This window comes from Parabacteroides massiliensis (assembly GCF_900155425.1).
GTDB lineage: Bacteria > Bacteroidota > Bacteroidia > Bacteroidales > Tannerellaceae > Parabacteroides > Parabacteroides massiliensis.
Genome location: NZ_LT700192.1, coordinates 387,409 through 410,196 on the forward strand (window position 1 = coordinate 387,409; position 22,788 = coordinate 410,196).

Consider the following 22,788-nt stretch of genomic DNA (forward strand, 5'->3'; position numbering starts at 1 on the left):
GTCATTAAGTTATTAAGCAATAAGCCCCTGATAGCCTAGTGGTCTGATAACAATGATGACAAGCTTTATAAGGGAGTGAAAATGCTTATTGCCAGTATTTTGCGGCACATTGACCTCCCCCTTCCTATCCCTGCAATGCGAGCTAGTGCATTGCCCTGACAAATATCTGTGACAGGTTCCTTTCAAATTGAGCATTAGATACACCCTCTTCCTTATCCCAACAAATGCACCTCCTGTAACCTCACCAATCCCAAATACATCTTCAAAAACACCTCCTGATACACCTTCAGATCCGGGAAATAGACGAAAGACTTCCGGGCAAAAGAGAGGCACGTGAATGGCCGTTCATTCTGAACCTCCATTTCCGGATAGTGTTTCTTCGCCTGGTCAACCGCCATCTTGTTCAGTGAAGCCACGAAGTTGGCCTGGCGTATCGGATTCCATTTCGGGGTTTCAAGAATCACCATCCCATCTTTCCGCTCAGGAATAACCAAATATTCATCCTGCACGTTACGGGCGTAATAGCACAAAAAAGACAAAGCTTCATAGACATTATCCCCTACATGAATGCCGATAACCCGTTCTTCAGCCGGCGTACCGGCAAAGCATTCTGCAATCTGCTTCATGGCATACCCATGCAACAAGGCTGCATCAGAAGCCAACAGATAAGCCGGTGCGGTACGCTCTCCTCCCTTATCGATGGCAGCAAAGAGAAAAGGACTCCAACAGAGATGGATGAGCTTTCCTTTCTCTTTCTCACGAAAAAAAGCGACACATAACCGGTTGTCAAAGACCAAACGGGCTTCTTTCGTTTCCGGATGAAACTGGAACACGTTCCGTACTCTGTCCGGCTTATGGATATCCACCATCAGATAACCTTGCCACCCGGACACATGTTTTATCTTTAAAGCAGTGTTGCTTTCCTCCACATCGAAGAGATAAGACAAGAGCTTTTCTTTATTACAGCATACGGAAAACGCAAACTCATCCTGTTCTCTCATCTGTTGCATATCCAATGAAAGAACAAAAGCCAATTGCCAAGGAGTAAGTTCGAAAAAATCATGCAATTCAATACAAGACAACACATCCTTCTCCGGTGAGTAAATGACATATCCTCGGCCACCTACCTCATATCTCAACATGAAATCCCCCTGTTCAGTGGGATGATAATTCTGTAAAACGGTCTGATAATTCATAAAGCAATGTATTAAGTTAATATTCATCATAAAGAGAAATCGGGGCCACTCTTGCGTTTCCGTTTCTTCTTGGACGGTATGAGATCATCCTCTTGCGACCTCTTGCCGCTGCCGGTGATGTCAATATCCGGAATGGACATAACTCCCCCACCCTGCATATAGAAAGCCTCACGATCCACCCGTTCACGGAACTCCCCTACCCTATCGATATGCGGTGAGAGAACGACTGCCATGCCATCGAAATGCTTCTGGATATTCTGATAAGTGAGCTGGCGGGAAAGTTCCGCCCCCTTGAAGATATGAGGATCTTCCACGTTTTCCATATAGAAAGAAATCCCGTATGCGCCTTTGCTGTTTACATGTTCCGTCACCCGGATCGATTCTTCCGCCAAGTTCTTCTTGAAATCCCCATATCCGGAAGAAGCGTTCAAAGCCTTGAACACATGGTCATAGAGATAATGCTTCTGTTCATCGGCGCTCATGCTCCTGCCATCAAAACGGATATCGCCAAAACGATATTTCTGAGGAAGCGAAATGTCCTTCAAGTAAAAGCCAGAATCCTTGATGCCATAGACATAATAGGATTTGTCTTTCTTGGTGACCAGACGCATATACAATCCTTCTTGCTCCAGGTTTCTTCGGAAATCGGATGTACTTTCGGAAAAAGAGTAGATACGGTCAAGCTGTTGTAACAGTTCATCCTTGAACAAGGGTTTGAAAAAGCCTCCTTTTTCCAGCAATGTGAAAAGGTTGTCATAGCTTTCATCACCCAGCAGGACACGCCACTCTTCATTGGCCAGTTTTATTTCTTGCAAGGGTTTATCCAAAGACCGGTATGTATCGGATTGTTCCAAGATAGCCGATACCTTATCCTTGTAATTATAACTACGCATGGCTTTTTTCAAAGCAGAATCAAAATAATAGTTACGGTACAGCGATTCCCCCAATGTGGTTTTCCGACTGTTTCCCTTTACCAAAGGCAACAATCCATACTTCTGCTCCAGTGCCCTTGATATCTTTTCGGAACGGCTGTAATTATTCCTAGAAGGAATGCTTTTGCCTTCTTCATCAATCGTAGTCAGCAGCACATGCACATGGCTGTGCGCCTTGTCGGTATTCAGGACAACGGCATAACAGGACTTTCCGTACCCCATCCCCTCAATGTATTCCCCGGCAAGAGAAAGCCACTGTTCATTGGAAAGGCTTTCTCCCGGATAGAGACTCAGAATAAATTCCGTATAAGGTAGTTTTACCCGGTCGTTCAACTGGGATATGAGTTTCATATAGGTAGGCATAGCGGCCAGTTCGTCATCGGTGGAGGTGCAAAGCACTTTGCCGTTTCCTTCCTTGACTTTGGAAAGCTGATATTCAATTTTTCGGCTCATGGAAAGGTGGGACGAAAAAGAAGGCTGTATCTCGGCTATCATAACAATTTCCGGTTAATGGTTTCGACTTCCAAAAGATATTGGTTAATCCGATCCAATGAATACAAGATATTTTCATCGGATGGAAGCATATTGATATGTTTGGCAAGCTGGTTGATATTGGCTCCTATTTTACGAAGTTCATATATCATTTGCACATCGGTTTTCGATATACTTCTACCTTTCAAGGCAGACTCTCTGATAAAGGAAGAAAGGGATTTTCCCTCTTCCTTTGAACGCTGGAGGAGTTGTTCTTTCTCGGCTTCCGTCAAGCGAATCTTTATACTTATATTTCGGTTCTCTTTCATATATACAGAGTATGTGAGTGTAACGAACATCGGTCGGCAGCTCGGCTACCGCAAGGTTTTTTGTACCTACAAAAACATACCTTGCATTAGCAAATATATGCAATAATACTCAGCTGTGAAACAAAACCGGATAAAAGTCTTGATTTCTTAATCCAGATTAATCACGCACTTTGTAACAAAGTAACAATGTACATTGCAACACAAAAACAGAATACCAATGGCTACAAAATACATAGTTACTAATTACATTATTACAAAGTACGAACATACATACTTAATTATAAATTAAAGTGCTTTCGTTATTACATGCGAAAGTATGTATATGTATGATTACTTATTTATATAACAAAGAAAATAAGTGCATAACAAATTAATTATAAAAGTATGCGATTATTTAATTTATTATTTATATATTTGCGAACATACTTAAAAACGTACATTATGGGACAAATATTACCAGGAGTAGTCGTAGCTTTTGAGAATCCCAAGGGCGGGGTAGGGAAGTCCACGCTGACAGCTTTGTTTGCAGGTTATATTCATTCGCAGTCAAACGAAGAGGGTGGCTTATCCATTGCCGTTGTGGACATCGATGACATGCAGAACACTATCGGAAAATTACGTGAGGACGAAGCCGAGGACGGAATCATGAAAAAGGAAGAAGAATATGAGGTTATCAATATCTCTTCCTCTGAGTTCATTAACCAACTGGATTTCCTTCAGGACAATTACGACATTATACTTGTCGATTTTCCGGGTAACCTGAAACAAAACGGTGTGATTGAAACGTTACACTTCGTTGATGTGACCATCATACCCTTCGAACCGAACCAGACCGATTTAAGACCTACATTAGTCTTTTACAATAACATTTATGAAGGGATTATTGAAAGCCGTCAAAAGATTGGCAAAAAGACTACCGTGCGTGGTGTTATGAACCGTGTTCTTCCGAATGTGCTGGAGTTCAAGGAAATTCTGAAAAATAAAGAATCCCTGCCTTTTGAGTTGATGCAAAACTACATCAAGGATTCAAGGGTTGACTATCAACGCAATTTAAGCACGCTGAGTAAAGCGTACCATCATCCCTGTGATGCGTTCTGTGAAGAAGTATTGGAATTAATCTGTAACCATATAGGAGAATAAAGCTATGGCAACTCAAAAAGAAAAGACATCATCAGCCGCCATGAAAAAGCTATTGCTTCAAAGTGCCAGTAAAAAAGAGCAGGAAATCCAGCAAATCGGAAGCGTTGCGGAAAATACCGTTTCTCAGCCTGCGGTTGGGCAGCTTGTTTATGAAGAAGTGAAAGAATCGGTTCCGGTCACAGAAACCGTCCAAGAAGTTCAGTCTGAACCCAAACCCTCTGTACAGTCTTCTTCAAAAACAGAAGAAAAAAAAGTCGGCCAAAAAAAATTCTCGGAATATCTGGAAGAGCGAAAAATAAAAAATACTGAAGTAATCCGGATATCCAGCGAAACCCACAGAAAACTGAAACAGATCGCTATTGCCACGGGATTAGGAATGCACAATATCGCCAACAACATTCTTGAAGATGTATTGACCTGCCATAACAAGGAGATTCAAGCGATACTGAAGAAGTACATGAGCCTCTGATTCTACTTTCGGAAAAATATAATATACGCCTGTTCGACTGCATCTGTCGGGCAGGCGTTATTTTTGCACGCCATTTTAGTGAAGACCGGCATTGAACCGGGACACTTTTACACAACTGCGGAAAAATCCCTTTCCCTATTATCCTATACTATATGTTAAAAAACTAAAACTCCCACCTGCTTCCACCTCAAAATTTTTTCCGAAAGTAAGAATACCGTGATAAAATCATTTCTTTGTTCTATTTAGGTTTTTTATGAGTTTATGTATTTGTGGGACACTTTTACACAACTAACAAGGTAGATTTCCTACATAATCAACTATACTATTGTAAATTAACACTTGATACCATCTTCTCGCGACCGGGACACTTCTGCACAACTAACCGACTATTCAGGATACTTCTGCACAACTAAACAGGAAAGCCGGGACATTTTTACACAACTAGAATCTGCATTCAGGACACTTTTATACAACTAAATCAGTGACCCGGGACACTTCTGCACAACTAAACCTGCCATTCGGGACACTTTTACACAACTAAATCAAGAAACAGCACGAAAAAAACGCTTTGGGATCTTCATTTATAGGGAGTTAGATTCACTATCTCCGTAAAAAAACGTATCTTTGCATCAGTAAACAACAAGTGTCCGCCTATGAAGGAAAGTAATACACAAAAAGAGTTGAGCAGAGTCCCCAGGACTCTTAGCGAGTCTTCCAACACGAAAGTATTGGAAGTTCTATTTGACGCAGGCGGCACTGTCATGTCTGACATTATCATTTACGTGGCATCTTCACAAATGAAAGACCTGTTCGGTGACTGCTGGTTCTCCATCAACGATTTTTGCGAGGTCATGGGGTATGAACGAACCAGGCTGCAACGGAAACTGACCGAGAAACAGCTTGATTTCCTGTTCAGCAACCAACGGCCGGTATATATCACCGAACAGAACGGGCAAAAGATAGAGCATCCGATAGAGAACACCTTTGAAGCGGCGTTATACCGTTTAGGGACATCCAACCTCAGTGTAGCATACGCCATGAATGGCAAGACGCAATATAAGTTCATTCAAATACTGGACCGCTTTGAGATAAAGGATGACTTCGGCACGAAAAAGCGCACCAAGCGGAATTATAATGTGCATCTGAGCAAAGATTTGATGAATACTTTGCTTACTGAATACAATCTGCTGGAACTGAAAGACTACCGTAACCTACCCAACCGCAAAGGCTACCGCAAGTTTTATCTGAACCTGGCAAAAATGATTTACCTGATCAAATATAAGATTGACCAAGGACAAGCACCTTATTTCACCATTACGGTAGATCAGCTTGCCAAGGAATTTGATGTAATGGTGAAGAACAACCATGATCGGAAGAAAAAAGTGACAAGCATCTTAAACGGTATCAACAAAAAACTGGAGAGAACCAAATTCCAATACCAGTACATCAAAGGGAAAGGGGAGAAGTGGCCCTACACCGTGCAATTCTTCTTTGACCAAGAGACATTGGAATATTTCGATGAAAAGATAAAGGCGATACTAACCTCGCAATATCACGATGCGCTCAAATCATCCTTCTTGTTAAACAAGAAAGGTATTCCCGTGAACAGACATTATCAATATAAGGATTTCTTCAAATTCGGCATTGGTGAATACTACCATGAATTTACCTCATGGCTCTACTCAGAAGAGGACAAGGAGGTTAAGGAAAGAATCTACCGGGATACCTATATAAAGGTGGCAGGTATTCGTCCGGAAGATCTCGCCGTTAATTTGAATCCTCAATAGTTGGAAGAAAGATCATAAAATAGTACCTTTGCAGCGGATTGTCAGGCAACTGACAGTCCGTTTTTTACATACGTCCGCCTGTCTAACAAAAGAGTGGCATCTATACGTTAAGGAATTAACAACATCAGGCGCGTACCTGTACCAGTATGAAACTGGTGCGGGGCGTGCCTTTGTTGTTGGAACGCCACGTCCATGTTAGAGGGTACGCTTCCGTACCCTTTATATAACATAAAACAAATCCAATGATTCAAAAAATTGCCTCCCTGATCAATGAGACACTGACGGCCATGAACGCCCACCATCACGTGCGGATGACAGATGAAGAATGGGCGTATCTTGATGCACATTTCGAGTTTATCCATATCAAGAAAGGAGAACACCTCATCACCAGGGGCGAGGAAGTATGCTACCTCTATTATCTGGAATCCGGCATCGTCCGGTTATGGTTTCCGAATAAAGAGAACAGAGAGATTTCAGCACGGTTTATCCAAGCCAAAGAGTTTATCAATTTTTTCCTTTCACATGAAGAGCACTATGCCCACTACAATGTCAAGGCATTGGAAGAGTGTAAGGTATGGAGATTGTCTAAAAAAGACCTCCACCAATTATACGAGTTATCCATCAATTTCAACAAATTGGCCAGGATGCATCTGGAAAAGTCTATCAACTGTAAAATCAAGCGGGAAGAGGACTTTCACACATTGGATGCCGAAGCACGTTACAAAACGCTTTTGGCTAATGAAAAATGGCTGTTGCGATCAATTCCATTGAAAGACATAGCCAGTTATATCGGAATCACTCCCCAAGCATTGAGTAATATCCGAAAGCGTATCTGATTCATCTCAACACAGCCGGATCGGACAGTTTTACACAACTAATCCATCCGGCTATTTTTGTGGAATAATTCTACATCGCAGTTTTTACAGCATGGCTATTTTTAATGCAAATTAAATAAACGCTATCTTCTCTATAAAAGCGTTTTATAAAATTTGTCTGTCCGTATATAATCTATATGTTTGAAGCGAAAACGACGCAATGAACGTCATGATTCAAGTCTGATTGCCATGAGCGTAATTTTTAGAAAGTATTGGATAAAAAAATAAATAAAGAACATAAGAACATTAATAACCTAAAGACAGATTCTCATGGAACATCTCAGACTTATCGTCATCAGCGTTACTCTGCTACTATGTGCTGCAGGCGCCTTTGCGCAACGCCACTATGAAAACATCTCTGCCCTTGATGTAAATTACGGAACCAGCATATTCGGTGATGCGGATAATTATTGCGGCTTCTCTTTCTCAAAGTACATCAACCGGAAAAGCTATTGGAAGGCCGGACTTGGATATTTTGAGAAATCATACGAATACATCCTTGCCACAGCCGAACCCTCCGGCCTGTATGAGCCGGGAACAGCTATCGGAAAAGGACACGACAAGGGCAAGGACTTTTATGTGGACGGCGGTTATTACAGAACCCTTGCCAGCAATCTGAAATCCGTCTATTGGGGCATCGGTCTGGGAGGATTCATCGGTACAGAATATGTCCGCCACCCCGATAAGGAATACAGCTTCATCATCGGCCCGAAACTGGAAACGGAACTGGAAGTATTCATCCTGCCCCAAGCAGCATTGCTTGCCCGCATACAACAACATTGGAATCCCCTATCCATTGACAAGTGGAACACTGTCTGGAACGTAGGAATAAAGTTACTACTCTACTAACCGACAAATCACATCACCATGCTTATTATCATATTGTTAGCCGATACAAATGTATCCGGCCTGATCTCCTTATACCGTGAAATAGGTGCCATGCTGATAGGAGTAGGCTTTCTATGTGCCGGACTAGCGGTACTTAAAAAGCTAATAAACAACCACGAGCGCACCAAAGAGGCCATCATCACCTATATCATGGCATTGGTCACTTGGCTCATTATCTGGCAACTCTTATGAACGTAATGGATTTGATACTGCTTGCCATACTCGCCTGTGTCACGCTTCACTTTTACTTCCGGAAAAAGAAGAAAGCCCTTTCTTCCGGAAAGCCTGTAAAGGAGGCGGTGCGCAAGGAAGGGCTGGAGAGAGCCTGTCCGGTCATCTGCGTGGTATTTCAGCCTGAACTGGAAGAAGAGGAACTGGCCGCCGAGATAGCAGATATGTATCTGCATGGAAGAGCCTACTACTACTCTGGCAAACCCCTGCCGGAACAACCGAAAGAAGAACCCATATCCATCAAGTATAAGGATGTGCAATGGGAGAAACTGAAAACGATTCATGTTTAATTAAAAAAATAAGAACAAAATGAAAGCAATCGAAAATGTAAGAGAAAAAGCGAACCAAGTCATTAACCGCTACGGAAAGGTTATCTTCACCTTTCTCATATTCTTCATGCTGTTGGGAACGACACAAGTGGCGGAGGCACAAAGCGGGCTGAAGATCAACAGCCTATCCGAAGTGACGGACAAAGCCAAAGAGGGTGCGGATACCATTCTGGACGTAGCCAAATACATTTTGGCGGCGGTACTCGGCATCGCCCTGGTCTTTGTCATCTATTCGCTTGCCACGAACAACCCCCATGCCAAGGAATACCTGCTCGGCTGGATCATCGCCGTGGTAGTCATCATGGTGGCCTTCCTGATTATCTAAAAACGAAGAGCCATGAGAACCATGCGTAAAATCAACAAGCCGATCAAGTTCTTCGGTCTGTCATCGGGACAGTTCGCCATCTTCATGCTGCTGACTGCCATCATCATCATCGTGAGCATATTCAAGCAGCTGCACCCGATACTGATCATCGGAATCATTTCCGCCATTCTGTTTCTATCCGGTCTGCTGTTCCAAACTTTGAAAAAGGAACACAAGGCCGGCAACCCGGACTACCTGACCGGCCTCCGGATCAGGAACGCCACCCCCCCGCAGATAACGGACAAACGGCAGATTTTCAAATTCATTCTAAAACAGCGACCATGACAGGAATTATCATACTCATATCACTGCTAATCTGTGCGCTGTGCCTGCTGATTGCCCTGCTGTATATCCGGCAGACAGAGATAGAGGTGAAGGACAAATCCGTGGATCTGGAAAGTGTCTTGCCTATCCAGACCATCACGGAGAATGCCGTCATCAACGGGAACGGTGACATCACCGTCGGCTACCGGCTGTTTCTGCCCGAAGTGTTCACCTTGTCGGAAAGCGAGGCGCAATACATCCACGAGCGATTGGAGGCTCTTTTGAAGATGCTTCCGGCAGGTACGGTCATCCACCAGCAAAACTTCTACTATACGGGGCGGTTCCATCATGCGGAATACTCTTCCAATGCCCTGATAGCGGAGAACAACCGTCATTTCAACGGCAAGGAGATACTGAATAGCTACACCAACCTGTATGTGACGTTCACGAACGGCAGCCGAAACGGCAAGATACGCAAAAGCGCATCGGGCACCTCGCTGATGCGAAGGCTGCACTACCCGTTCAAGCAACCTTATAAGGAATATCAGCAACGGCTGACAGAAATGGAAGCCTTTCTGATGAACTTTGAGAACGGCTTGTCATCCATCCAGCAGTTTGAGATACGCAAGATGGATAATACGGAACTGAATAACGCCATCTACGACTACATCAACCTCTCTTACGAGACACCGGAAAACGATGCCACACAGAAGAGCGTCAACCCCATTGCCGTCAGTGAAAGCGGAAGCATGAAAATAGGGCAGCAGCACGTTTCCATCCTTTCGCTGACCAACGAAGGCGAGCACCTTCAGGAACTTGCCGTGCCGCACACCGGCAAGTCGAAGGCATACGGGGGAAACATAGAGATACCGGACAGCATACGGAGCAAATGCTCGATGCTGTACCCCGTAGGACTTGGCCTGCCGTTCAACCACATCGTAAACATCGTGATAGAGATAACCGATCCCGATGCCACCGTAACTGCCATCGGCGCGGAGAAAGACGCGCTGAATTACATCACCAACTTCTACCCGCCAGCGGCAGAGAAGCAACGCGAACAGGCAGCCTTCTGCGATGAGATTACCCAGTTCGACTACCAGACCGCCTACACCGCCTTCAATGTCGTGCTGAACGACACAGACCGCACCTCGCTCATGCGGAAAACCGCACTGGTACAGCAAGGCTTCAGCTTTATGAACCAAAGTTCGTGCTATGTGGAGAACGCCGAGCTGTGCAACCTGTTCTTCTGCAACATACCCGGCAATGCCAGGGCCAATTACCGGGGTTTCGTCAACACGACCAAGCAAGCCATCTGCTATCTGCAAAAGGAAGGAATGTACCTTTCGGACGAGAAAGGGCATATCTACCATGACCGTTTTGGTACTCCCGCCAAGATAAATCTCTGGGATTATCCGGCACTGAACAACAAGAACCGCATCGTTATCGGCCCGTCCGGTTCCGGTAAATCTTTCTGGCTGAACAATTACATCCTGCAAAGCTATGAGCTGGGCCGGGATGTGATGATCATCGACATCGGCGGCTCTTACCGCTCGATGATCGCCTTGAACCGTGGCAAATACTTCGACTCTACCGAGCAGAAGAAATTTGCGTTCAACCCCTTCTTGTGTGACCGTGACAAGAACGGCAAATACCTGTACATCGACACCACGGATGCCGAGTCTGCCGATGACCAGATAAAGACCATCGTCGCCATCATCAGCTACATTTGGAAGGTGCGTGAACCCATGCTTCCTGCCGAGAACGCCATTCTCAGGAAATCCGTCATCGGATTTTACGACTATGTGAACAACTCTTCAATAGGAGAGAAGCATGAGCGCATCTTCCCGACGCTAACAACTTACCGGGCTTATCTGAAGGAAGTGTTCAGCAAACGGATGACCGAGTTTGAGAAACAGAAATTCGAGATAGAGGAACTGTTGCTTTTGCTGGAGCCCTATACGGACGGAGAGCTGTCATTCCTGCTGAACGCCACCGAGAATGTGGATATCGTGCATGACCGGCTGATAGCCTTCGATATGGAAGATGCCTCTAAGAAAGAGTACTTTCCACTCGTTGCCATCATCACCCTGCAAATGATCGTGGATAAAATCAAGAAACGCCAGGGATTTGCCAAAGAGCTGATCATCGACGAAGCACTCGACTTCCTGCAAGACGAGAAATTCGGAGACTTCATCGCCTATCTGTACCGTACTTTCCGTAAAAAAGAGGGAAGTATCACGCTTGCCGCACAGAACATCCTGTTTTTGAAAAACATGCCATCCAGTATCAAGGACTCCATCATCATCAACTGCGCGACCAAGATTATCCTCGACCATTCGGAACACCGGCAGAACCTGCCGGAAGTGAAAGCCGTGCTTTCCATCACGGACGAAGAGATCCATATGATCGAGTCGTTGCAACGCACGGAACGCTGGAGAGAGTTTTTCATCAAGATGTCGAACGATGCCTTCATCTTCCGCAACGAGGTGTCCGACTTCGCCGCCGTAGCCTTCGATTCGCACCAAGCGACAGTAGTACGGCTGAAGCAACTGTTCAACGAAAGCAGCTCGACCTATACCGCCATCAACCGCTATCTGGAGGAAAGGAGGAAAAAGTATGGATGATGCCACCCAAGGGTTGACCGCCCTTCTAAGCTGGTCAACCGACTTCAACGGCAGCGCATACGATCTTGCCGGAAGCATTGCCGCCACACTTTTGGGTGTTGCGCTCATTTTCGTGGTATGGGCACTCGCCACGAAAAAAGAGAATGCCAAGAGCTATCTGATAGCCTGGCTGGTATGTGTCATATTCACCCTATTATTCATCATCAACAAATAACCGCCATGAAAAGAATCATTCTCATACTCGGACTTGCCGTCTCGATGGCGCTGACGGGAACCGGCAGTGTTCATGCTCAATTCGTCGTGCATGATCCCGGCCACACCCTGCTGAACTCAACGGAATGGATTGCCAATGTCAAGAAATGGGTTACACAAATCAATGAAATGATCGATGCCCAGAAACTGCGGCTCGGCCTTCAAAAAATCGACCAGTTGAAGGAACTCAAATCACTGAAAGAGCTTGCCGACCTGCTGGACGATGTAGCCTGCCTGAGCAGCGACTACAGCTTTTACCTGAACGTAGGATCGAATTACCACTGCCTGAAATTTCTCAACTTTCAGCGTGTGACCGTCAATCTGAACCTGAGTACCGACCTGCTGTTCAAGGTGGCCACCGTGACTAGTTACTTCTCGATGAACTCGGAAGGGCGCATGTCCTTTATCGAGCAGGTGAAGGAATCGGTGGAAAAAGCCGCCGAAGAGATGCGTGAGTTTAACGAATCCGTGCGTTCCACGGTCATTTACAAATCCATGAAGGGGCATAACCGGAAGACCTATTACCAGGGACGGTTGGCCGCTTTCACACGACACACCAATTAAAGCGTTATGAATCAAGATAATTTTCTCTGGGGACTTCAGATCACGGACGGTCTGACGATGGAACTCGTTTCACAAATGACGGTCATCGCCTTCGGTGTTGGTGTCATCTGCTTTATCTGCAACCTGGCATACAACTATCTCTATCACGGAGCCAGCCAGCTGTTAAGCCCGAATGAGGACAAATTCCCCGACATGATGGAAATCGCCCGTTGCCTGGTACTGTTCTTCTGCCTGAGCATGTACACCCCCATCGCCCAAACCATCGTAGGCACGATGGAAGTAATCAACGAAGCCACCTCGCTGACCTCCGAGCGTGCGCAGGAATTTGCCCAGTTCATGGCACAATCAGCCACCGAACAAGGAGAGATGATTACCGAATACGACAAACACAGCCTCCAGTCGGAGGTAGCAGCCGGAGAAGACAGCACCGGCGCCATGCAGCACGAACTGGATAAAAAGATGGAAGAGGACGAAATGACCGGTGTACGCTCCAGCGTGGAGAAGATTGTGCAACTGCTCAATCCCGCCAACCTCGCCACCCTTGTGCTTCATGGTATTTCCGCCCTACTGGTAGGAATCATACAAGTAGTCATCTTAGGTATCGGCGTGGTCATTGTCAAGCTACTGGTCATTCTCGGCCCGTTTGTCTTTGCCGTAAGCATGCTGCCGGTCTTTCAGAAACAACTGAGTATCTGGTTCGGTACGCTCTGCTCCGCCTGTATGGTATTCACCGTCATCAATATCCTGAACCAAATTATGTGGCAGACCTTCAAGGCCATCTATACACCGGGAGCAGATCCGATTGATTCAGCCACCTGGCAACTACAATATTTAGGAATGAACCTCGCCCTGATCGGTGCTTATTGCAGCTGTTTCTGGCTATCCTCCAAAATCGTAGGACACAGCGATGCCGGGAAAATCATTTCGAAAACCGTGTCAATCGTCACCACGGCGGCCACCATCGCCCTGATGGGAGGCGCAGCGGCAGGCGGCAAGCTGACCAATGTAGGCGGTGCCGCCTCCATCGGGGCAAGTTTCATAAACGACAACAATAAAAAATAGAACCATGAATCTGATGAAATTCAAAGGAGCAGATGATGCGGTCAAGCTGACTATCCGGCTTTCAGCCGGGTACTGCATCATCCTGACTATCGCTTTTGTCAGCAGTATCATCTGCCTTATCAACAAAATAGAAAAAGCATACGGCCAGGCTCTCGTCATCGACAGACAGGGAGAAGTCTATGAGGCAAGCAGCCTGTCTGCCAGCGATATGCGGCAATACGAATACATGAACCATGTAAAGACCTTCGTAACCCACTGGTATGCCTTTGACGAGAGCAGCTACGAGAAGAACATTTCGCTTGCGCTCAACCTCATAGGCAACAAAGGGAAGGAGCTGTTGAACGAGTACAACGACGTGAATATGCTGAACTCACTCATACAAAAGAATATCCGTTACGGAGTACGCATCAAGGATGTAGAGATTAACACCCAAACGATACCCGTTTCCGGAAAGATAATCTTCACGCAGACCGGGTACCGGGCACGGGGAAGCATCTCACGTAATATCGAAGCGGAGTTCACCATCTATGATATGCTGTCCCGCAGCGAGGAAAATGCGCACGGAGCCAAGATAGAAGATTGGATTGTCCGCTATTCCGAACCCGTGGAAAACAACGGTGCCAACACACCGCAGGCAGCTTCTCCAAGCAAGAATGAAAACCAGTCAGAAACCTCTAAACCAACCGACCATGGAACCGAATAAACTTATCAAAGACAAGAACAAGCTGTTGATGGCCATCCCGGTAATCCTGGGCATCCTCTTCCTTTATGTATTCTTCATCCGTGAGGACGGGAACGTGCCGTCAGGGAGTGACAGACAGGCCGCCTCGCAAGCCTTTCTGGAACCACAGTCGGAAATGGCCGACAAGGTGAACGATAAGATGGAAGCCTATAAGCAGGACAAACTGGAAGAGCAGGAGAAGGCACGCATCTTGAAAGAGTCTCAGGTCAAAGGATCTGATTTTTACTTCGAACTGCAAAACCAGCAGGAACGGTATGACCGTGCCACATTGGAGCGCATCCGCCGTATGCAGAACGATCCATACAGCGAAGTCATGGCAGAATACGGAGGTGGCCGGAACGGACGCTTCTCTCATCAGCTGGAAAGCCAGCTGGACGGACTGGAGGACGAGCAGGCGCTCAACGAGATTATCCGGGAAGCCAAGAAGAACTCACGCATCCGCAAAGAGCTGGAAGAATCCGACAAATACCGCAAGCGCATGTATGAACGGATTGTCAATTATGACCAAGAGGGAAAAACGGATAAAGCCGCCTCCAACCCTTCCGGCCATCCATCCACCGACAGCCTGATGCAAAAAGGCCCGATCTACCGTGCCGAAAACGGCAAGCGGGTACGCCGCCAACCGACCTCCGCACCGGGAAACAGCAACCTCTTTAGGGCTTGCATCCACGGCGACCAGACCGTAGTCACGGGCAGTACGGTACGGATGCGGTTGCTTCAGGACGTAACCCTGTCCGGCATGAAGATACCGGCCAACACGCTGTTTTACGGTGTCGCCACTTTGGGAGCCAACCGTCTCGATGTGATGGTCAGCAACCTGAAGGTAGGAGACAACCTCAATCCCGTATCGGTGGTTGTCTTCGACAATGATGCCATGGAAGGTTTGAACCTGCCCAATAACCTGAAAGCCAGTGCAGCCAAGCGTATGGAACAAGGTCTTGTACAGAACATCGACATGCCGCTCTCTTCCATCGGCACGATGGCCAGCGAAGTGACCAGCGTAGTCAACGCCACCACCCAGGTAGCCAAGCAAATCCTGAACATGAGCCTCTCACAAGTGAAGGTACATCTCAAGTCCAACTACGAAATGTATATCCAGGAAGAGAGTCAGGAATCGAAGTTGCGCAGGCAAGCCGTGCAAGCGGAGTTACAGAAGCTCTATGAGCAAATGGAACAAGAGAAAACGAACAAGAAAAATCATCCCCTCCAAACATTGATAGACAAATTATGATAGACATTCTCAATTACCTGCTTGCCTTGTCAGCGGTCTTTTTCGGCTATCGCATCTATGTATCGCGCCGTAGCGGGAAATCCTTCAAGGAGATACGTCCGTTGACCGTTTCTTTCGGTATCACCCTGCTTCTGTTATGGTGCATCACCGTATTCACAGCCTTTTTTTCAAGAACCGTTTAACATATCGACAACATGAAGAAATACATTCGCCTATTGTTCTGCTGCCTTGCGTGCAGCCTGTCGCTCTCCGCTCAGGAAAGCGTCAAACCCCGGCAACAAGCCATCAGCCAGAAAGAGATACACATCACTTTCGATTGCGTGAAGCACCTGGTCTTTCCCGCACAGGTCTCGGACATCGCCATCGGCGAGCAGGAGCTTGTCATGGCCAGCCGGGTAGAAGAGGCGCCCCATATCGTCAGGCTCTCGGCGCAAGCGGAAGGATTCACCGAAGAGACCAACCTGACCGTAGTCTGCATCGACGGAAGCGTTTACACCTATCACATCCGCTACCTTCCCGAAGGCGGCACGGATTCGTACCCGAACATTTACGAGGACAACGGGAAATGGCAGCACCATGACTATCAGGCAGAAGTCAGCGACCTCCATCTGGCCGAGTTCTTCTTTCCGGAGGACATCGCTTACGGAACGCCCGGCAACGAGGTGTCCTTCACTCTGACCGCCTACAACAACCAGTTGAAAGTATCAACCGCCAAAGATGCCGTGGCATATTCCAACCTGTTTGTGGTGGATAAGGTCATGAACACTTACCACATCACCATCAAACGGGGCAACACCTCCGTATTCACCTACAATTTCGATGACCAGCGCAAATATACCGCCCATGTGGATGTGAACAGCAAGAAAATGGAAAGATGCATCCAGGAGCTGCGCACCAAGAAACGCAACATCTACAGTCTGGGGGTCATCGAGAACAAGTTTGAGTTATCAATGGCCAATCTGTATGTGCATGAGGGTTTCATGTTTTTCATCTTTGACCTGAAAAACAAATCATACATCGACTACGACATCGAGTTTGTCAAATGTTTCCAGCGTGACCAGAAGAAGAGCAAGAATGCCATCCAGCAAGAAACGACCATCGAACCTATCTATCAGAAAGATTTTGACACGAAAATCAAGGGCAAGAGCCGGAACCGGCTGATACTTGGTTTCGACAAATTCACGATACCCGATGATAAGGTATTCGAGATCGAGATTTACGAGCGAAACGGCGGGCGGCACATCAAACTGGCCGTGTTGAACGAATACATCCTTTCCGCAGAACCCTTATACAAGCCACAGCCATGAAACTGAGAGAAGTATTAGACACCTATATGTTCGACAACGTGGGACAGTTCGGTGGCATCGCCGAATCACTGGGCTATCAGACCGAATACCGGGACGGATATTTCCGGTTCCGCAAAGACGGGGAAGAGCTGAGCATGAGCGTAAGCGAAATCAGGGAAAAAGCCGGAGCAAAGTACGATGAAAGCCTTCGTGACCAATCAAAAGAACGTGTATCCGCCCTTTTTGACAAGGAACGTGCCAATGATCCTAAATATGTTGCCGAGCTGGAGAAGGAGGGCATCAGCATCAAGCGGTGGGAGAACCTGAAGGGACATGACAGGGACGGCTTTACCGTCATCGACCATCGCCTGAAGGTATGCTACACCGGACAGTCGCTCTATGAATACGCCTACAAGCAAGGGAACATCCTCGACGGGAAAGGCACCAAGCTGGAAAAGGGTGTCATGTCTGATTTGATGGAGATACACGGCAAACCGGGGAAGCTCCGTTTCAACGATGACGGAATCTCCGTATTCTACCGCAAAGAGGCGTTGGTTATCCCGGACAAGGTGCTGGGAAAGAAGTTGGGCAAGAAAGAGAAAGAACAGCTGCTTGCCGGTGACATCGTACCCATCACCGTAAATAAAAAGGACATCCTGCTGCAAGTTGACCGGGATCTGAACTCCGTCATCCTGCGCACCAACCAGGAAATCAAGATTCCCGACATCATCGGGCAGACCAGCGAATATGGCGGCTACAAGTTAACCAAAGCCGACAAATACCTGCTCGCCAACGGCCATGCACTGGAGAATAAGCTGCTGCACAGTCCGGAAGGCTACTTCATTGCCGACATCCAACTGACGGATGACAGGAAAGGAGTCATGATACAGAACATACAGAGTATCACTCCCGGCAAGGCACAAGAGCTGATCAAGGCCATGACCCCCAAACTGGAAGCCCATGCGGCCAACATAGAGGCTGCAAAAGAGCAAAAACACGAAGAGGGGCGCAATATGGAAGCCGAGTTTAAGGAAGCGGTGGGCAAACATGACTTTGAAAAAATCGGGAAGCTCAAAAAGGAAGGATATAAACCCAGTGAAGAGTTTATCAAAGGAATCGGTAAGGAACACGGTCTGGATGAAAGGCAAACCCATGAAGTCATTCAACTGTTCGGCACCAAACCGGAAGAACAGGGCGAACATGAAAGGCAGGCGGCACGTCTGTTGGACGCCGCACAGACCGACAACTTTCATGTCATCCAAGAGATACAGAAAGAAGGGTACCGGCTCACCCAACAAGACCTTACCCGGATGCGTGAAACGGGTGTGCAAACCAACACGCTGATAGCCGTACAAAAGATTTTCGGGATGGAAGGCAACACAAAGACACTGGGAGATGTCAAACTGGCCAGCACACCCAAACCCGACAACAGCAAGGAAATGGCCCGTCCGATAGCCAGCACCATCAACCGGGCTTTCAATGACTTATAACCTAAAAATTCAGGAAGTATGGATTACGATGAATTAGTACAGAAAAACATTGCAGGAGAAATCAGTGACTTAGAGTTTCTACTTGCACAGGAAGAGCTTGCACAAGCCTATCAAGAAGAGATGGCTGCCAAGCATCAAGAGACAAACAACCAAACGGCCAGACAATGGCTGCTTGATTACGAAAACAGAAATCTATACCAATAAATCATGGATACAGCAAGTGACAAAGCATTACAGCGTTTCGCCGAACTGATGATCGAGAAGATAAAGCAGGTGGAAGACAACTGGCAGAAGCCTTGGTTCGGGATAAAGGGTGGGGGACTTCCGCAAAATATCGAGGGAAGAACCTACAATGGAGTAAATTCCTTCATGCTGTTTCTACTTTCGGAAAAAGAACAGTACAGCCTACCGGTCTATATGACATTCATGCAAGCCAAGGACAGCGGCCTTAACATACTGAAAGGAGAAAAGTCATTCCCGGGTGCGCCCATAATGGCTGCATGTTAAATATCTCTTTGGCAAGAGATTAGACTAGGTTCCAATGGTCTACTTCCAACCGACTTACCTTGAGAGGAAACTCGTATGGGGAGTGTAGCATGTCGGTAACGTAGATAAGCAACTAACTGCTATGTTGTATTAGGTCTGCAAGGAAGAAGGATAGTCATGAGGATAAAGCCTGATTGGTTGAATGATAGTTCAGTGACCCACGATTCGGTGGTGACGGAAAGCAGTTACAAACGTCACTCCGAGATACTCGACCTTACACTGGGAGAGGAAGAGCAGGAACATATCTCGGCACAATCGCAGTATGCGAGCAAAAGGACGTAAGTCATATCCGACAATCTATCGAGCCAAATAGTTAATATGCATCTAAATGGGGATTGCCTAAGTTAGAAAGCCCTTAAAAGGCTATGAGTTTCAGACTCTGAAAATCTAATATGGCAACGGAGCCTCCGTAGTACTCTGAGCAAGATAACGACTTGTACATGGGGAAGGGAGGCAGTTAATAACTTTAGTACAAACAAAGGAAAATGTGAGAGACATTATGAGAAATCCCGAGCTAGTATTAAATAATCTAGCGGCACATAGCAAACTTTCGGACTACAATTACGAAAGGCTGTACCGTCTACTATTCAATGAAGAGATGTTCTTTGTCGCCTATCAACGCATTTATGCGAAACAAGGCAACATGACAGCTGGAACTGATGGCAAAACCATTGACGGCATGAGTCTTCAAAGAATTGAAAGCCTAATAATGAGTCTCAAAAGTGAGGCTTACAAACCAAATCCGGCACGACGTGTCTACATACCCAAGAAGAACGGAGGCAAAAGACCTCTGGGTATTCCATCGGTAGAAGACAAGCTGGTGCAAGAGGTAATCAGAATGATTCTTGAAGCCATATATGAAGGTGCATTCCAAAGCACATCTCATGGCTTCAGACCCCATAAGAGTTGCCACACTGCACTTAAGGATATTCAAATAAACTTCAAAGGAGCGAAGTGGTTCATCGAAGGAGACATCAAAGGCTTCTTCGATAATATAGACCACGAGATTTTGATTGCAATCCTAAGGGAACGCATATCAGACGAACGATTCCTAAGACTGATAAGAAAATTCCTTAAGGCTGGATATATGGAGGATTGGACATATAATAAAACCTTCTCTGGAACTCCTCAAGGAGGTATTATAAGCCCAATTCTGGCAAACATCTATCTTGACAAATTCGACAAGTATATGAAACAATATGCCCAAGAATTTGACAAGGGTGTTAAAAGGCGGACTAACCCAGAATACAATGTATACCGAAATCGGATGACCGCAATCCAACGCAAACTTAAAGTCGCACAGAGTGATACGGAGAGGCAATCGCTTCTTCGTAAGCTCAAAGCCACACGTGCAATCATGGTGACCATCCCATTCGGAATGAGCATGGATGAAAAATACAGAAGATTGAAATATGTGAGATATGCAGACGATTTTCTTATCGGAGTAATCGGCACCAAAGCCGAGTGTGTCAACATCAAAGAGGACATAACCAAATTCATGAGGGAAATCCTTCATTTGGAAATGTCCCAAGAAAAGACACTAATCACACACTCCGAAGAGAACGCGCACTTTCTCGGATACGATATCCATGTACAGAAATCAGACTTACTCAAACGAAACGGAAACGGAGACAAAGCAAGAATCCATACGGGAGCCGTTGTATTGAAAGTCCCCGTAGAGGCTATAAAATCCAAACTAAAAGCCTACAAGGCAGTCGAATTCGAGACTGTAAATGGCAGAGAAGTCTGGTGGCCGATACGAAGGAACAATCTGATCGGAAAACCCGAAGAAGAAATCATTGCCCAAGTCAACTCCGAGATAAGAGGTCTCTACAACTACTATGCGTTTGCACACAACGTGTCACAAGTAATAGGCTCGTTCGGCTATGTCATGACATTCAGTTTCTTCAAAACCCTTGCAGCGAAACACCGCAGTTCCATACGAAAGATAAACAAACGCTATCGCAAAGGTAGCGACTTTGTAGTCAAGTATAAGGATAAGAAGGGTAATGAAAAGTGTATTGTCCTGTACAATGGCGGCTACAAGCGTAAAGCAGTGGCGAACAGATTTGCGAATGTTGATGAACTCAATCACCGCATATACACGCCCCTCCCAACTATGGTTGACAGACTGAAACTGGGTAAATGCGAATTATGTGGCTCTAGCTCAGATTTGGTCATGTACCAAGTTAGAAATCTCAAGCTATTGAAGCCAGACACGAATTGGCATAAACTGATGATTGAGAAGAACCGCAAAACGCTTGCAGTATGTGAAAATTGCTATCAAATGATTCACAGCTATGGCAAATAGATTAATGTTATTAATGGAGAGCCGTATACATGGGAACATGTACGTACGGTTCGGAGGCAGGTCTGCGGAAACCTGCTGCCGAAAGGCAGTAAGGCGCCGCAAACCGAGCCTACTCATTTACTGGAACTTTTCAGTAAGAGACAAGAATGGAAAGAAAATACCTTTCGACGTATATAAGAACCTGGACAAAAACGAGCAGCAGGAATATAAGGTCACGCCATTTTTGAAGACATACAATGTATTCAACGTACAGCAGACCAATCTTCAAGAAACGAAACCGGAGAAATGGGAAGCATTGAAGGAGCAATTCAAGATACCGGCCATCAAGGATGAGCAAGGGATGCTCACCGTGCCCCTGATCGATGCGATGGTACGGGAGCAGAAATGGATCTGCCCCATTTATTCCAAGGAAGGAAATAGTGCTTACCATGCAAGGGGAGAAGAAAACCATATCGTCGTACCCCTGAAGGGACAGTTTAAGGACGGAGAGAATTTCTACTCCACACTACTGCATGAGATGGCGCACTCGACTGGAGAGCTTGAGCATCTGAACCGGGAAAAAGGCGTGATTTTCGGAGACAAGCAATATGCCAAAGAGGAACTGGTTGCCGAACTCACCTCCGCTACTGTCGGGCAAAGCCTGGGAATATCCACCCATATCCGGGAAGAGAATGCCATGTATCTAAAAAACTGGCTGGGAGCCTTGAAAGAAGATCCCAAATTCATCTACAACATCCTTGCCGATGTAGGAAAAGCCAGCAATATGATTCAGGAACATACCGCACGGATGGAACAGTACCTCACACCGGAGGAACGATTCACGCAGGCCGTCCTGCAAGACTACCGTCCGGTATTGGAGCAGATGAAAGACGAAGGTTTTACTCCTTCAGCCCGGTTATTGGAAAGTGTTGCGGCAAACCATCCTACAGCCGACAACCTTGAAACGCTACACAGCACTTTCGGCATTTCGCTGCCTTCCATGGAAGCGGAGCCAGCCATGAAAAATATGAATGAGCCACAGCTCGGATTATAAACTTTTAAAAACTATCATTATGTTTACAGGACAAATTATCGGTTATGTCGGTGCGGATGCCCGGCAGAACAAAAATGGAAAAGGATTCAACTTCCATGTATCCACCAAGTACAAGAACGTGAACAACGAGGAACAGACCCTATGGGTATGCTGCTTCGTGAATTACGAGAGTAAGGTCTTTGAGTATCTGAAAAAAGGGACACAGGTATATGTCTGCGGAGATGTGTATGCCGATGTATTCCAGAAAGATGACGGTAGCCACATCCCATCCGTCAGCCTGACCGTCTCACGCATTGAGTTACTGGGAAAGGCAGAGAAAAAAGAGAACGGTGACGGAACGGTATCCGGACAACCCCAATAACAGCAACGGGT

General features: G+C 46.3%; 26 protein-coding genes and 1 pseudogene. 24 read left to right on the top strand and 3 right to left on the bottom strand.

The genetic code is table 11. The features are described from left to right. Nucleotides 1-212: 212 nt before the first annotated feature. From BQ9893_RS20420 to BQ9893_RS20430, 3 genes are read right to left on the bottom strand one after another with little or no spacing between them, the layout of a single operon-like run. Nucleotides 213-1,196, bottom strand: coding sequence for a hypothetical protein (locus tag BQ9893_RS20420; protein ID WP_075967821.1), 984 nt, complete (start codon nt 1,194-1,196; stop codon nt 213-215). A gap of 26 nt (nt 1,197-1,222) precedes the next feature. Continuing rightward, complete coding sequence (locus BQ9893_RS20425; RefSeq protein ID WP_075967737.1) at nt 1,223-2,623, bottom strand: relaxase/mobilization nuclease domain-containing protein; 1,401 nt, start codon at nt 2,621-2,623, stop codon at nt 1,223-1,225. Then, nucleotides 2,620-2,958 carry a plasmid mobilization protein gene (locus tag BQ9893_RS20430; RefSeq protein ID WP_075967738.1) on the bottom strand — a complete coding sequence of 113 codons (339 nt, stop codon included), beginning with the start codon at nt 2,956-2,958 and terminating at the stop codon, nt 2,620-2,622. Before BQ9893_RS20430 ends, BQ9893_RS20425 begins: the two co-directional genes overlap by 4 nt. 411 nt (nt 2,959-3,369) lie before the next feature. On the opposite strand from BQ9893_RS20430, the gene BQ9893_RS20435 reads away from it, so the two are divergent. The 24 genes and pseudogenes from BQ9893_RS20435 (at nt 3,370) to BQ9893_RS20550 (ending at nt 22,777) form a co-directional block, all read left to right on the top strand. Then, nucleotides 3,370-4,068 carry a ParA family protein gene (locus BQ9893_RS20435; protein WP_075967739.1) on the top strand — a complete coding sequence of 233 codons (699 nt, stop codon included), beginning with the start codon at nt 3,370-3,372 and terminating at the stop codon, nt 4,066-4,068. A gap of 4 nt (nt 4,069-4,072) precedes the next feature. Then, nucleotides 4,073-4,537 (top strand): DUF3408 domain-containing protein, encoded by a 465-nt coding sequence (locus tag BQ9893_RS20440; RefSeq protein WP_075967740.1) that lies wholly within the window; start codon nt 4,073-4,075, stop codon nt 4,535-4,537. 653 nt (nt 4,538-5,190) lie between these two features. Then, the gene (locus tag BQ9893_RS20445) at nt 5,191-6,324 is read left to right on the top strand and encodes a hypothetical protein (RefSeq protein WP_075967741.1); all 1,134 of its coding nucleotides are present in this window, start codon (nt 5,191-5,193) and stop codon (nt 6,322-6,324) included. 242 nt (nt 6,325-6,566) lie between these two features. Further along, entirely contained in the window at nt 6,567-7,160 is a 594-nt protein-coding gene (locus BQ9893_RS20450; RefSeq protein ID WP_075967742.1) for a Crp/Fnr family transcriptional regulator, read from the top strand. 309 nt (nt 7,161-7,469) lie between these two features. Next, a complete protein-coding gene (locus tag BQ9893_RS20455) occupies nt 7,470-8,048 on the top strand; it encodes a conjugal transfer protein TraO (RefSeq protein ID WP_075967743.1) in 579 nt (192 codons plus the stop codon). Between the two features lie 18 nt (nt 8,049-8,066). Further along, complete coding sequence (locus BQ9893_RS20460) at nt 8,067-8,279, top strand: hypothetical protein (protein WP_075967744.1); 213 nt, start codon at nt 8,067-8,069, stop codon at nt 8,277-8,279. Beyond that, nucleotides 8,276-8,608 (top strand): hypothetical protein, encoded by a 333-nt coding sequence (locus tag BQ9893_RS20465; RefSeq protein WP_075967745.1) that lies wholly within the window; start codon nt 8,276-8,278, stop codon nt 8,606-8,608. The genes BQ9893_RS20460 and BQ9893_RS20465 overlap by 4 nt, the downstream gene beginning before the upstream one ends. A 19-nt stretch (nt 8,609-8,627) precedes the next feature. Next, nucleotides 8,628-8,972, top strand: coding sequence for a hypothetical protein (locus BQ9893_RS20470; RefSeq protein WP_075967746.1), 345 nt, complete (start codon nt 8,628-8,630; stop codon nt 8,970-8,972). 12 nt (nt 8,973-8,984) lie between these two features. Next, on the top strand, nt 8,985-9,296 hold the full coding sequence (locus BQ9893_RS20475; RefSeq protein ID WP_075967747.1) for a hypothetical protein: 312 nt from the start codon (nt 8,985-8,987) through the stop codon (nt 9,294-9,296). Further along, nucleotides 9,293-11,899, top strand: coding sequence for a TraG family conjugative transposon ATPase (locus BQ9893_RS20480; RefSeq protein WP_075967748.1), 2,607 nt, complete (start codon nt 9,293-9,295; stop codon nt 11,897-11,899). Before BQ9893_RS20475 ends, BQ9893_RS20480 begins: the two co-directional genes overlap by 4 nt. Then, nucleotides 11,892-12,113, top strand: a complete 222-nt coding sequence (locus BQ9893_RS20485) for a hypothetical protein (protein ID WP_075967749.1) — start codon at nt 11,892-11,894, stop codon at nt 12,111-12,113. The genes BQ9893_RS20480 and BQ9893_RS20485 overlap by 8 nt, the downstream gene beginning before the upstream one ends. A 5-nt stretch (nt 12,114-12,118) precedes the next feature. Then, nucleotides 12,119-12,715 carry a TrbJ/VirB5 family protein gene (locus tag BQ9893_RS20490; protein ID WP_075967750.1) on the top strand — a complete coding sequence of 199 codons (597 nt, stop codon included), beginning with the start codon at nt 12,119-12,121 and terminating at the stop codon, nt 12,713-12,715. Between the two features lie 6 nt (nt 12,716-12,721). Beyond that, nucleotides 12,722-13,777: a TraJ family protein gene (locus tag BQ9893_RS20495; RefSeq protein ID WP_075967751.1), complete on the top strand. Its 1,056-nt coding sequence runs from the start codon at nt 12,722-12,724 to the stop codon at nt 13,775-13,777. Between the two features lie 4 nt (nt 13,778-13,781). Then, nucleotides 13,782-14,480 (top strand): hypothetical protein, encoded by a 699-nt coding sequence (locus BQ9893_RS20500; RefSeq protein WP_075967752.1) that lies wholly within the window; start codon nt 13,782-13,784, stop codon nt 14,478-14,480. Further along, nucleotides 14,467-15,750 carry a conjugative transposon protein TraM gene (gene traM, locus BQ9893_RS20505; protein ID WP_075967753.1) on the top strand — a complete coding sequence of 428 codons (1,284 nt, stop codon included), beginning with the start codon at nt 14,467-14,469 and terminating at the stop codon, nt 15,748-15,750. The genes BQ9893_RS20500 and traM overlap by 14 nt, the downstream gene beginning before the upstream one ends. Beyond that, nucleotides 15,747-15,932: a hypothetical protein gene (locus tag BQ9893_RS20510; RefSeq protein WP_075967754.1), complete on the top strand. Its 186-nt coding sequence runs from the start codon at nt 15,747-15,749 to the stop codon at nt 15,930-15,932. The genes traM and BQ9893_RS20510 overlap by 4 nt, the downstream gene beginning before the upstream one ends. Nucleotides 15,933-15,944: 12 nt before the next feature. Then, a complete protein-coding gene (traN, locus tag BQ9893_RS20515) occupies nt 15,945-17,057 on the top strand; it encodes a conjugative transposon protein TraN (RefSeq protein ID WP_075967755.1) in 1,113 nt (370 codons plus the stop codon). Further along, nucleotides 17,054-18,526 carry a DUF3945 domain-containing protein gene (locus BQ9893_RS20520; RefSeq protein ID WP_075967756.1) on the top strand — a complete coding sequence of 491 codons (1,473 nt, stop codon included), beginning with the start codon at nt 17,054-17,056 and terminating at the stop codon, nt 18,524-18,526. The genes traN and BQ9893_RS20520 overlap by 4 nt, the downstream gene beginning before the upstream one ends. 18 nt (nt 18,527-18,544) lie before the next feature. Beyond that, a complete protein-coding gene (locus BQ9893_RS20525; RefSeq protein ID WP_075967757.1) occupies nt 18,545-18,730 on the top strand; it encodes a hypothetical protein in 186 nt (61 codons plus the stop codon). 3 nt (nt 18,731-18,733) lie between these two features. Then, a pseudogene (locus BQ9893_RS20530) lies at nt 18,734-19,006 on the top strand (ArdC family protein); the annotation flags it as partial. A 204-nt stretch (nt 19,007-19,210) separates the two neighbouring features. Next, nucleotides 19,211-19,354 carry a hypothetical protein gene (locus tag BQ9893_RS21810; protein ID WP_167369901.1) on the top strand — a complete coding sequence of 48 codons (144 nt, stop codon included), beginning with the start codon at nt 19,211-19,213 and terminating at the stop codon, nt 19,352-19,354. Between the two features lie 217 nt (nt 19,355-19,571). Beyond that, on the top strand, nt 19,572-21,383 hold the full coding sequence (locus BQ9893_RS20540; RefSeq protein WP_075967759.1) for a reverse transcriptase domain-containing protein: 1,812 nt from the start codon (nt 19,572-19,574) through the stop codon (nt 21,381-21,383). After that, nucleotides 21,373-22,416, top strand: coding sequence for a zincin-like metallopeptidase domain-containing protein (locus tag BQ9893_RS20545; protein ID WP_244155232.1), 1,044 nt, complete (start codon nt 21,373-21,375; stop codon nt 22,414-22,416). The genes BQ9893_RS20540 and BQ9893_RS20545 overlap by 11 nt, the downstream gene beginning before the upstream one ends. Continuing rightward, complete coding sequence (locus BQ9893_RS20550) at nt 22,394-22,777, top strand: single-stranded DNA-binding protein (protein ID WP_075967760.1); 384 nt, start codon at nt 22,394-22,396, stop codon at nt 22,775-22,777. Before BQ9893_RS20545 ends, BQ9893_RS20550 begins: the two co-directional genes overlap by 23 nt. Nucleotides 22,778-22,788 lie beyond the last annotated feature (11 nt).

Coding starts and splice junctions, on each gene's coding strand:
- BQ9893_RS20420 (WP_075967821.1), bottom strand. CDS start 1,196: ATGAATTATCAGACCGTTTTACAGAATTATCATCCCACTGAACAGGGG.
- BQ9893_RS20425 (WP_075967737.1), bottom strand. CDS start 2,623: ATGATAGCCGAGATACAGCCTTCTTTTTCGTCCCACCTTTCCATGAGC.
- BQ9893_RS20430 (WP_075967738.1), bottom strand. CDS start 2,958: ATGTTCGTTACACTCACATACTCTGTATATATGAAAGAGAACCGAAAT.
- BQ9893_RS20435 (WP_075967739.1), top strand. CDS start 3,370: ATGGGACAAATATTACCAGGAGTAGTCGTAGCTTTTGAGAATCCCAAG.
- BQ9893_RS20440 (WP_075967740.1), top strand. CDS start 4,073: ATGGCAACTCAAAAAGAAAAGACATCATCAGCCGCCATGAAAAAGCTA.
- BQ9893_RS20445 (WP_075967741.1), top strand. CDS start 5,191: ATGAAGGAAAGTAATACACAAAAAGAGTTGAGCAGAGTCCCCAGGACT.
- BQ9893_RS20450 (WP_075967742.1), top strand. CDS start 6,567: ATGATTCAAAAAATTGCCTCCCTGATCAATGAGACACTGACGGCCATG.
- BQ9893_RS20455 (WP_075967743.1), top strand. CDS start 7,470: ATGGAACATCTCAGACTTATCGTCATCAGCGTTACTCTGCTACTATGT.
- BQ9893_RS20460 (WP_075967744.1), top strand. CDS start 8,067: ATGCTTATTATCATATTGTTAGCCGATACAAATGTATCCGGCCTGATC.
- BQ9893_RS20465 (WP_075967745.1), top strand. CDS start 8,276: ATGAACGTAATGGATTTGATACTGCTTGCCATACTCGCCTGTGTCACG.
- BQ9893_RS20470 (WP_075967746.1), top strand. CDS start 8,628: ATGAAAGCAATCGAAAATGTAAGAGAAAAAGCGAACCAAGTCATTAAC.
- BQ9893_RS20475 (WP_075967747.1), top strand. CDS start 8,985: ATGAGAACCATGCGTAAAATCAACAAGCCGATCAAGTTCTTCGGTCTG.
- BQ9893_RS20480 (WP_075967748.1), top strand. CDS start 9,293: ATGACAGGAATTATCATACTCATATCACTGCTAATCTGTGCGCTGTGC.
- BQ9893_RS20485 (WP_075967749.1), top strand. CDS start 11,892: ATGGATGATGCCACCCAAGGGTTGACCGCCCTTCTAAGCTGGTCAACC.
- BQ9893_RS20490 (WP_075967750.1), top strand. CDS start 12,119: ATGAAAAGAATCATTCTCATACTCGGACTTGCCGTCTCGATGGCGCTG.
- BQ9893_RS20495 (WP_075967751.1), top strand. CDS start 12,722: ATGAATCAAGATAATTTTCTCTGGGGACTTCAGATCACGGACGGTCTG.
- BQ9893_RS20500 (WP_075967752.1), top strand. CDS start 13,782: ATGAATCTGATGAAATTCAAAGGAGCAGATGATGCGGTCAAGCTGACT.
- traM (WP_075967753.1), top strand. CDS start 14,467: ATGGAACCGAATAAACTTATCAAAGACAAGAACAAGCTGTTGATGGCC.
- BQ9893_RS20510 (WP_075967754.1), top strand. CDS start 15,747: ATGATAGACATTCTCAATTACCTGCTTGCCTTGTCAGCGGTCTTTTTC.
- traN (WP_075967755.1), top strand. CDS start 15,945: ATGAAGAAATACATTCGCCTATTGTTCTGCTGCCTTGCGTGCAGCCTG.
- BQ9893_RS20520 (WP_075967756.1), top strand. CDS start 17,054: ATGAAACTGAGAGAAGTATTAGACACCTATATGTTCGACAACGTGGGA.
- BQ9893_RS20525 (WP_075967757.1), top strand. CDS start 18,545: ATGGATTACGATGAATTAGTACAGAAAAACATTGCAGGAGAAATCAGT.
- BQ9893_RS20540 (WP_075967759.1), top strand. CDS start 19,572: ATGAGAAATCCCGAGCTAGTATTAAATAATCTAGCGGCACATAGCAAA.
- BQ9893_RS20545 (WP_244155232.1), top strand. CDS start 21,373: ATGGCAAATAGATTAATGTTATTAATGGAGAGCCGTATACATGGGAAC.
- BQ9893_RS20550 (WP_075967760.1), top strand. CDS start 22,394: ATGAGCCACAGCTCGGATTATAAACTTTTAAAAACTATCATTATGTTT.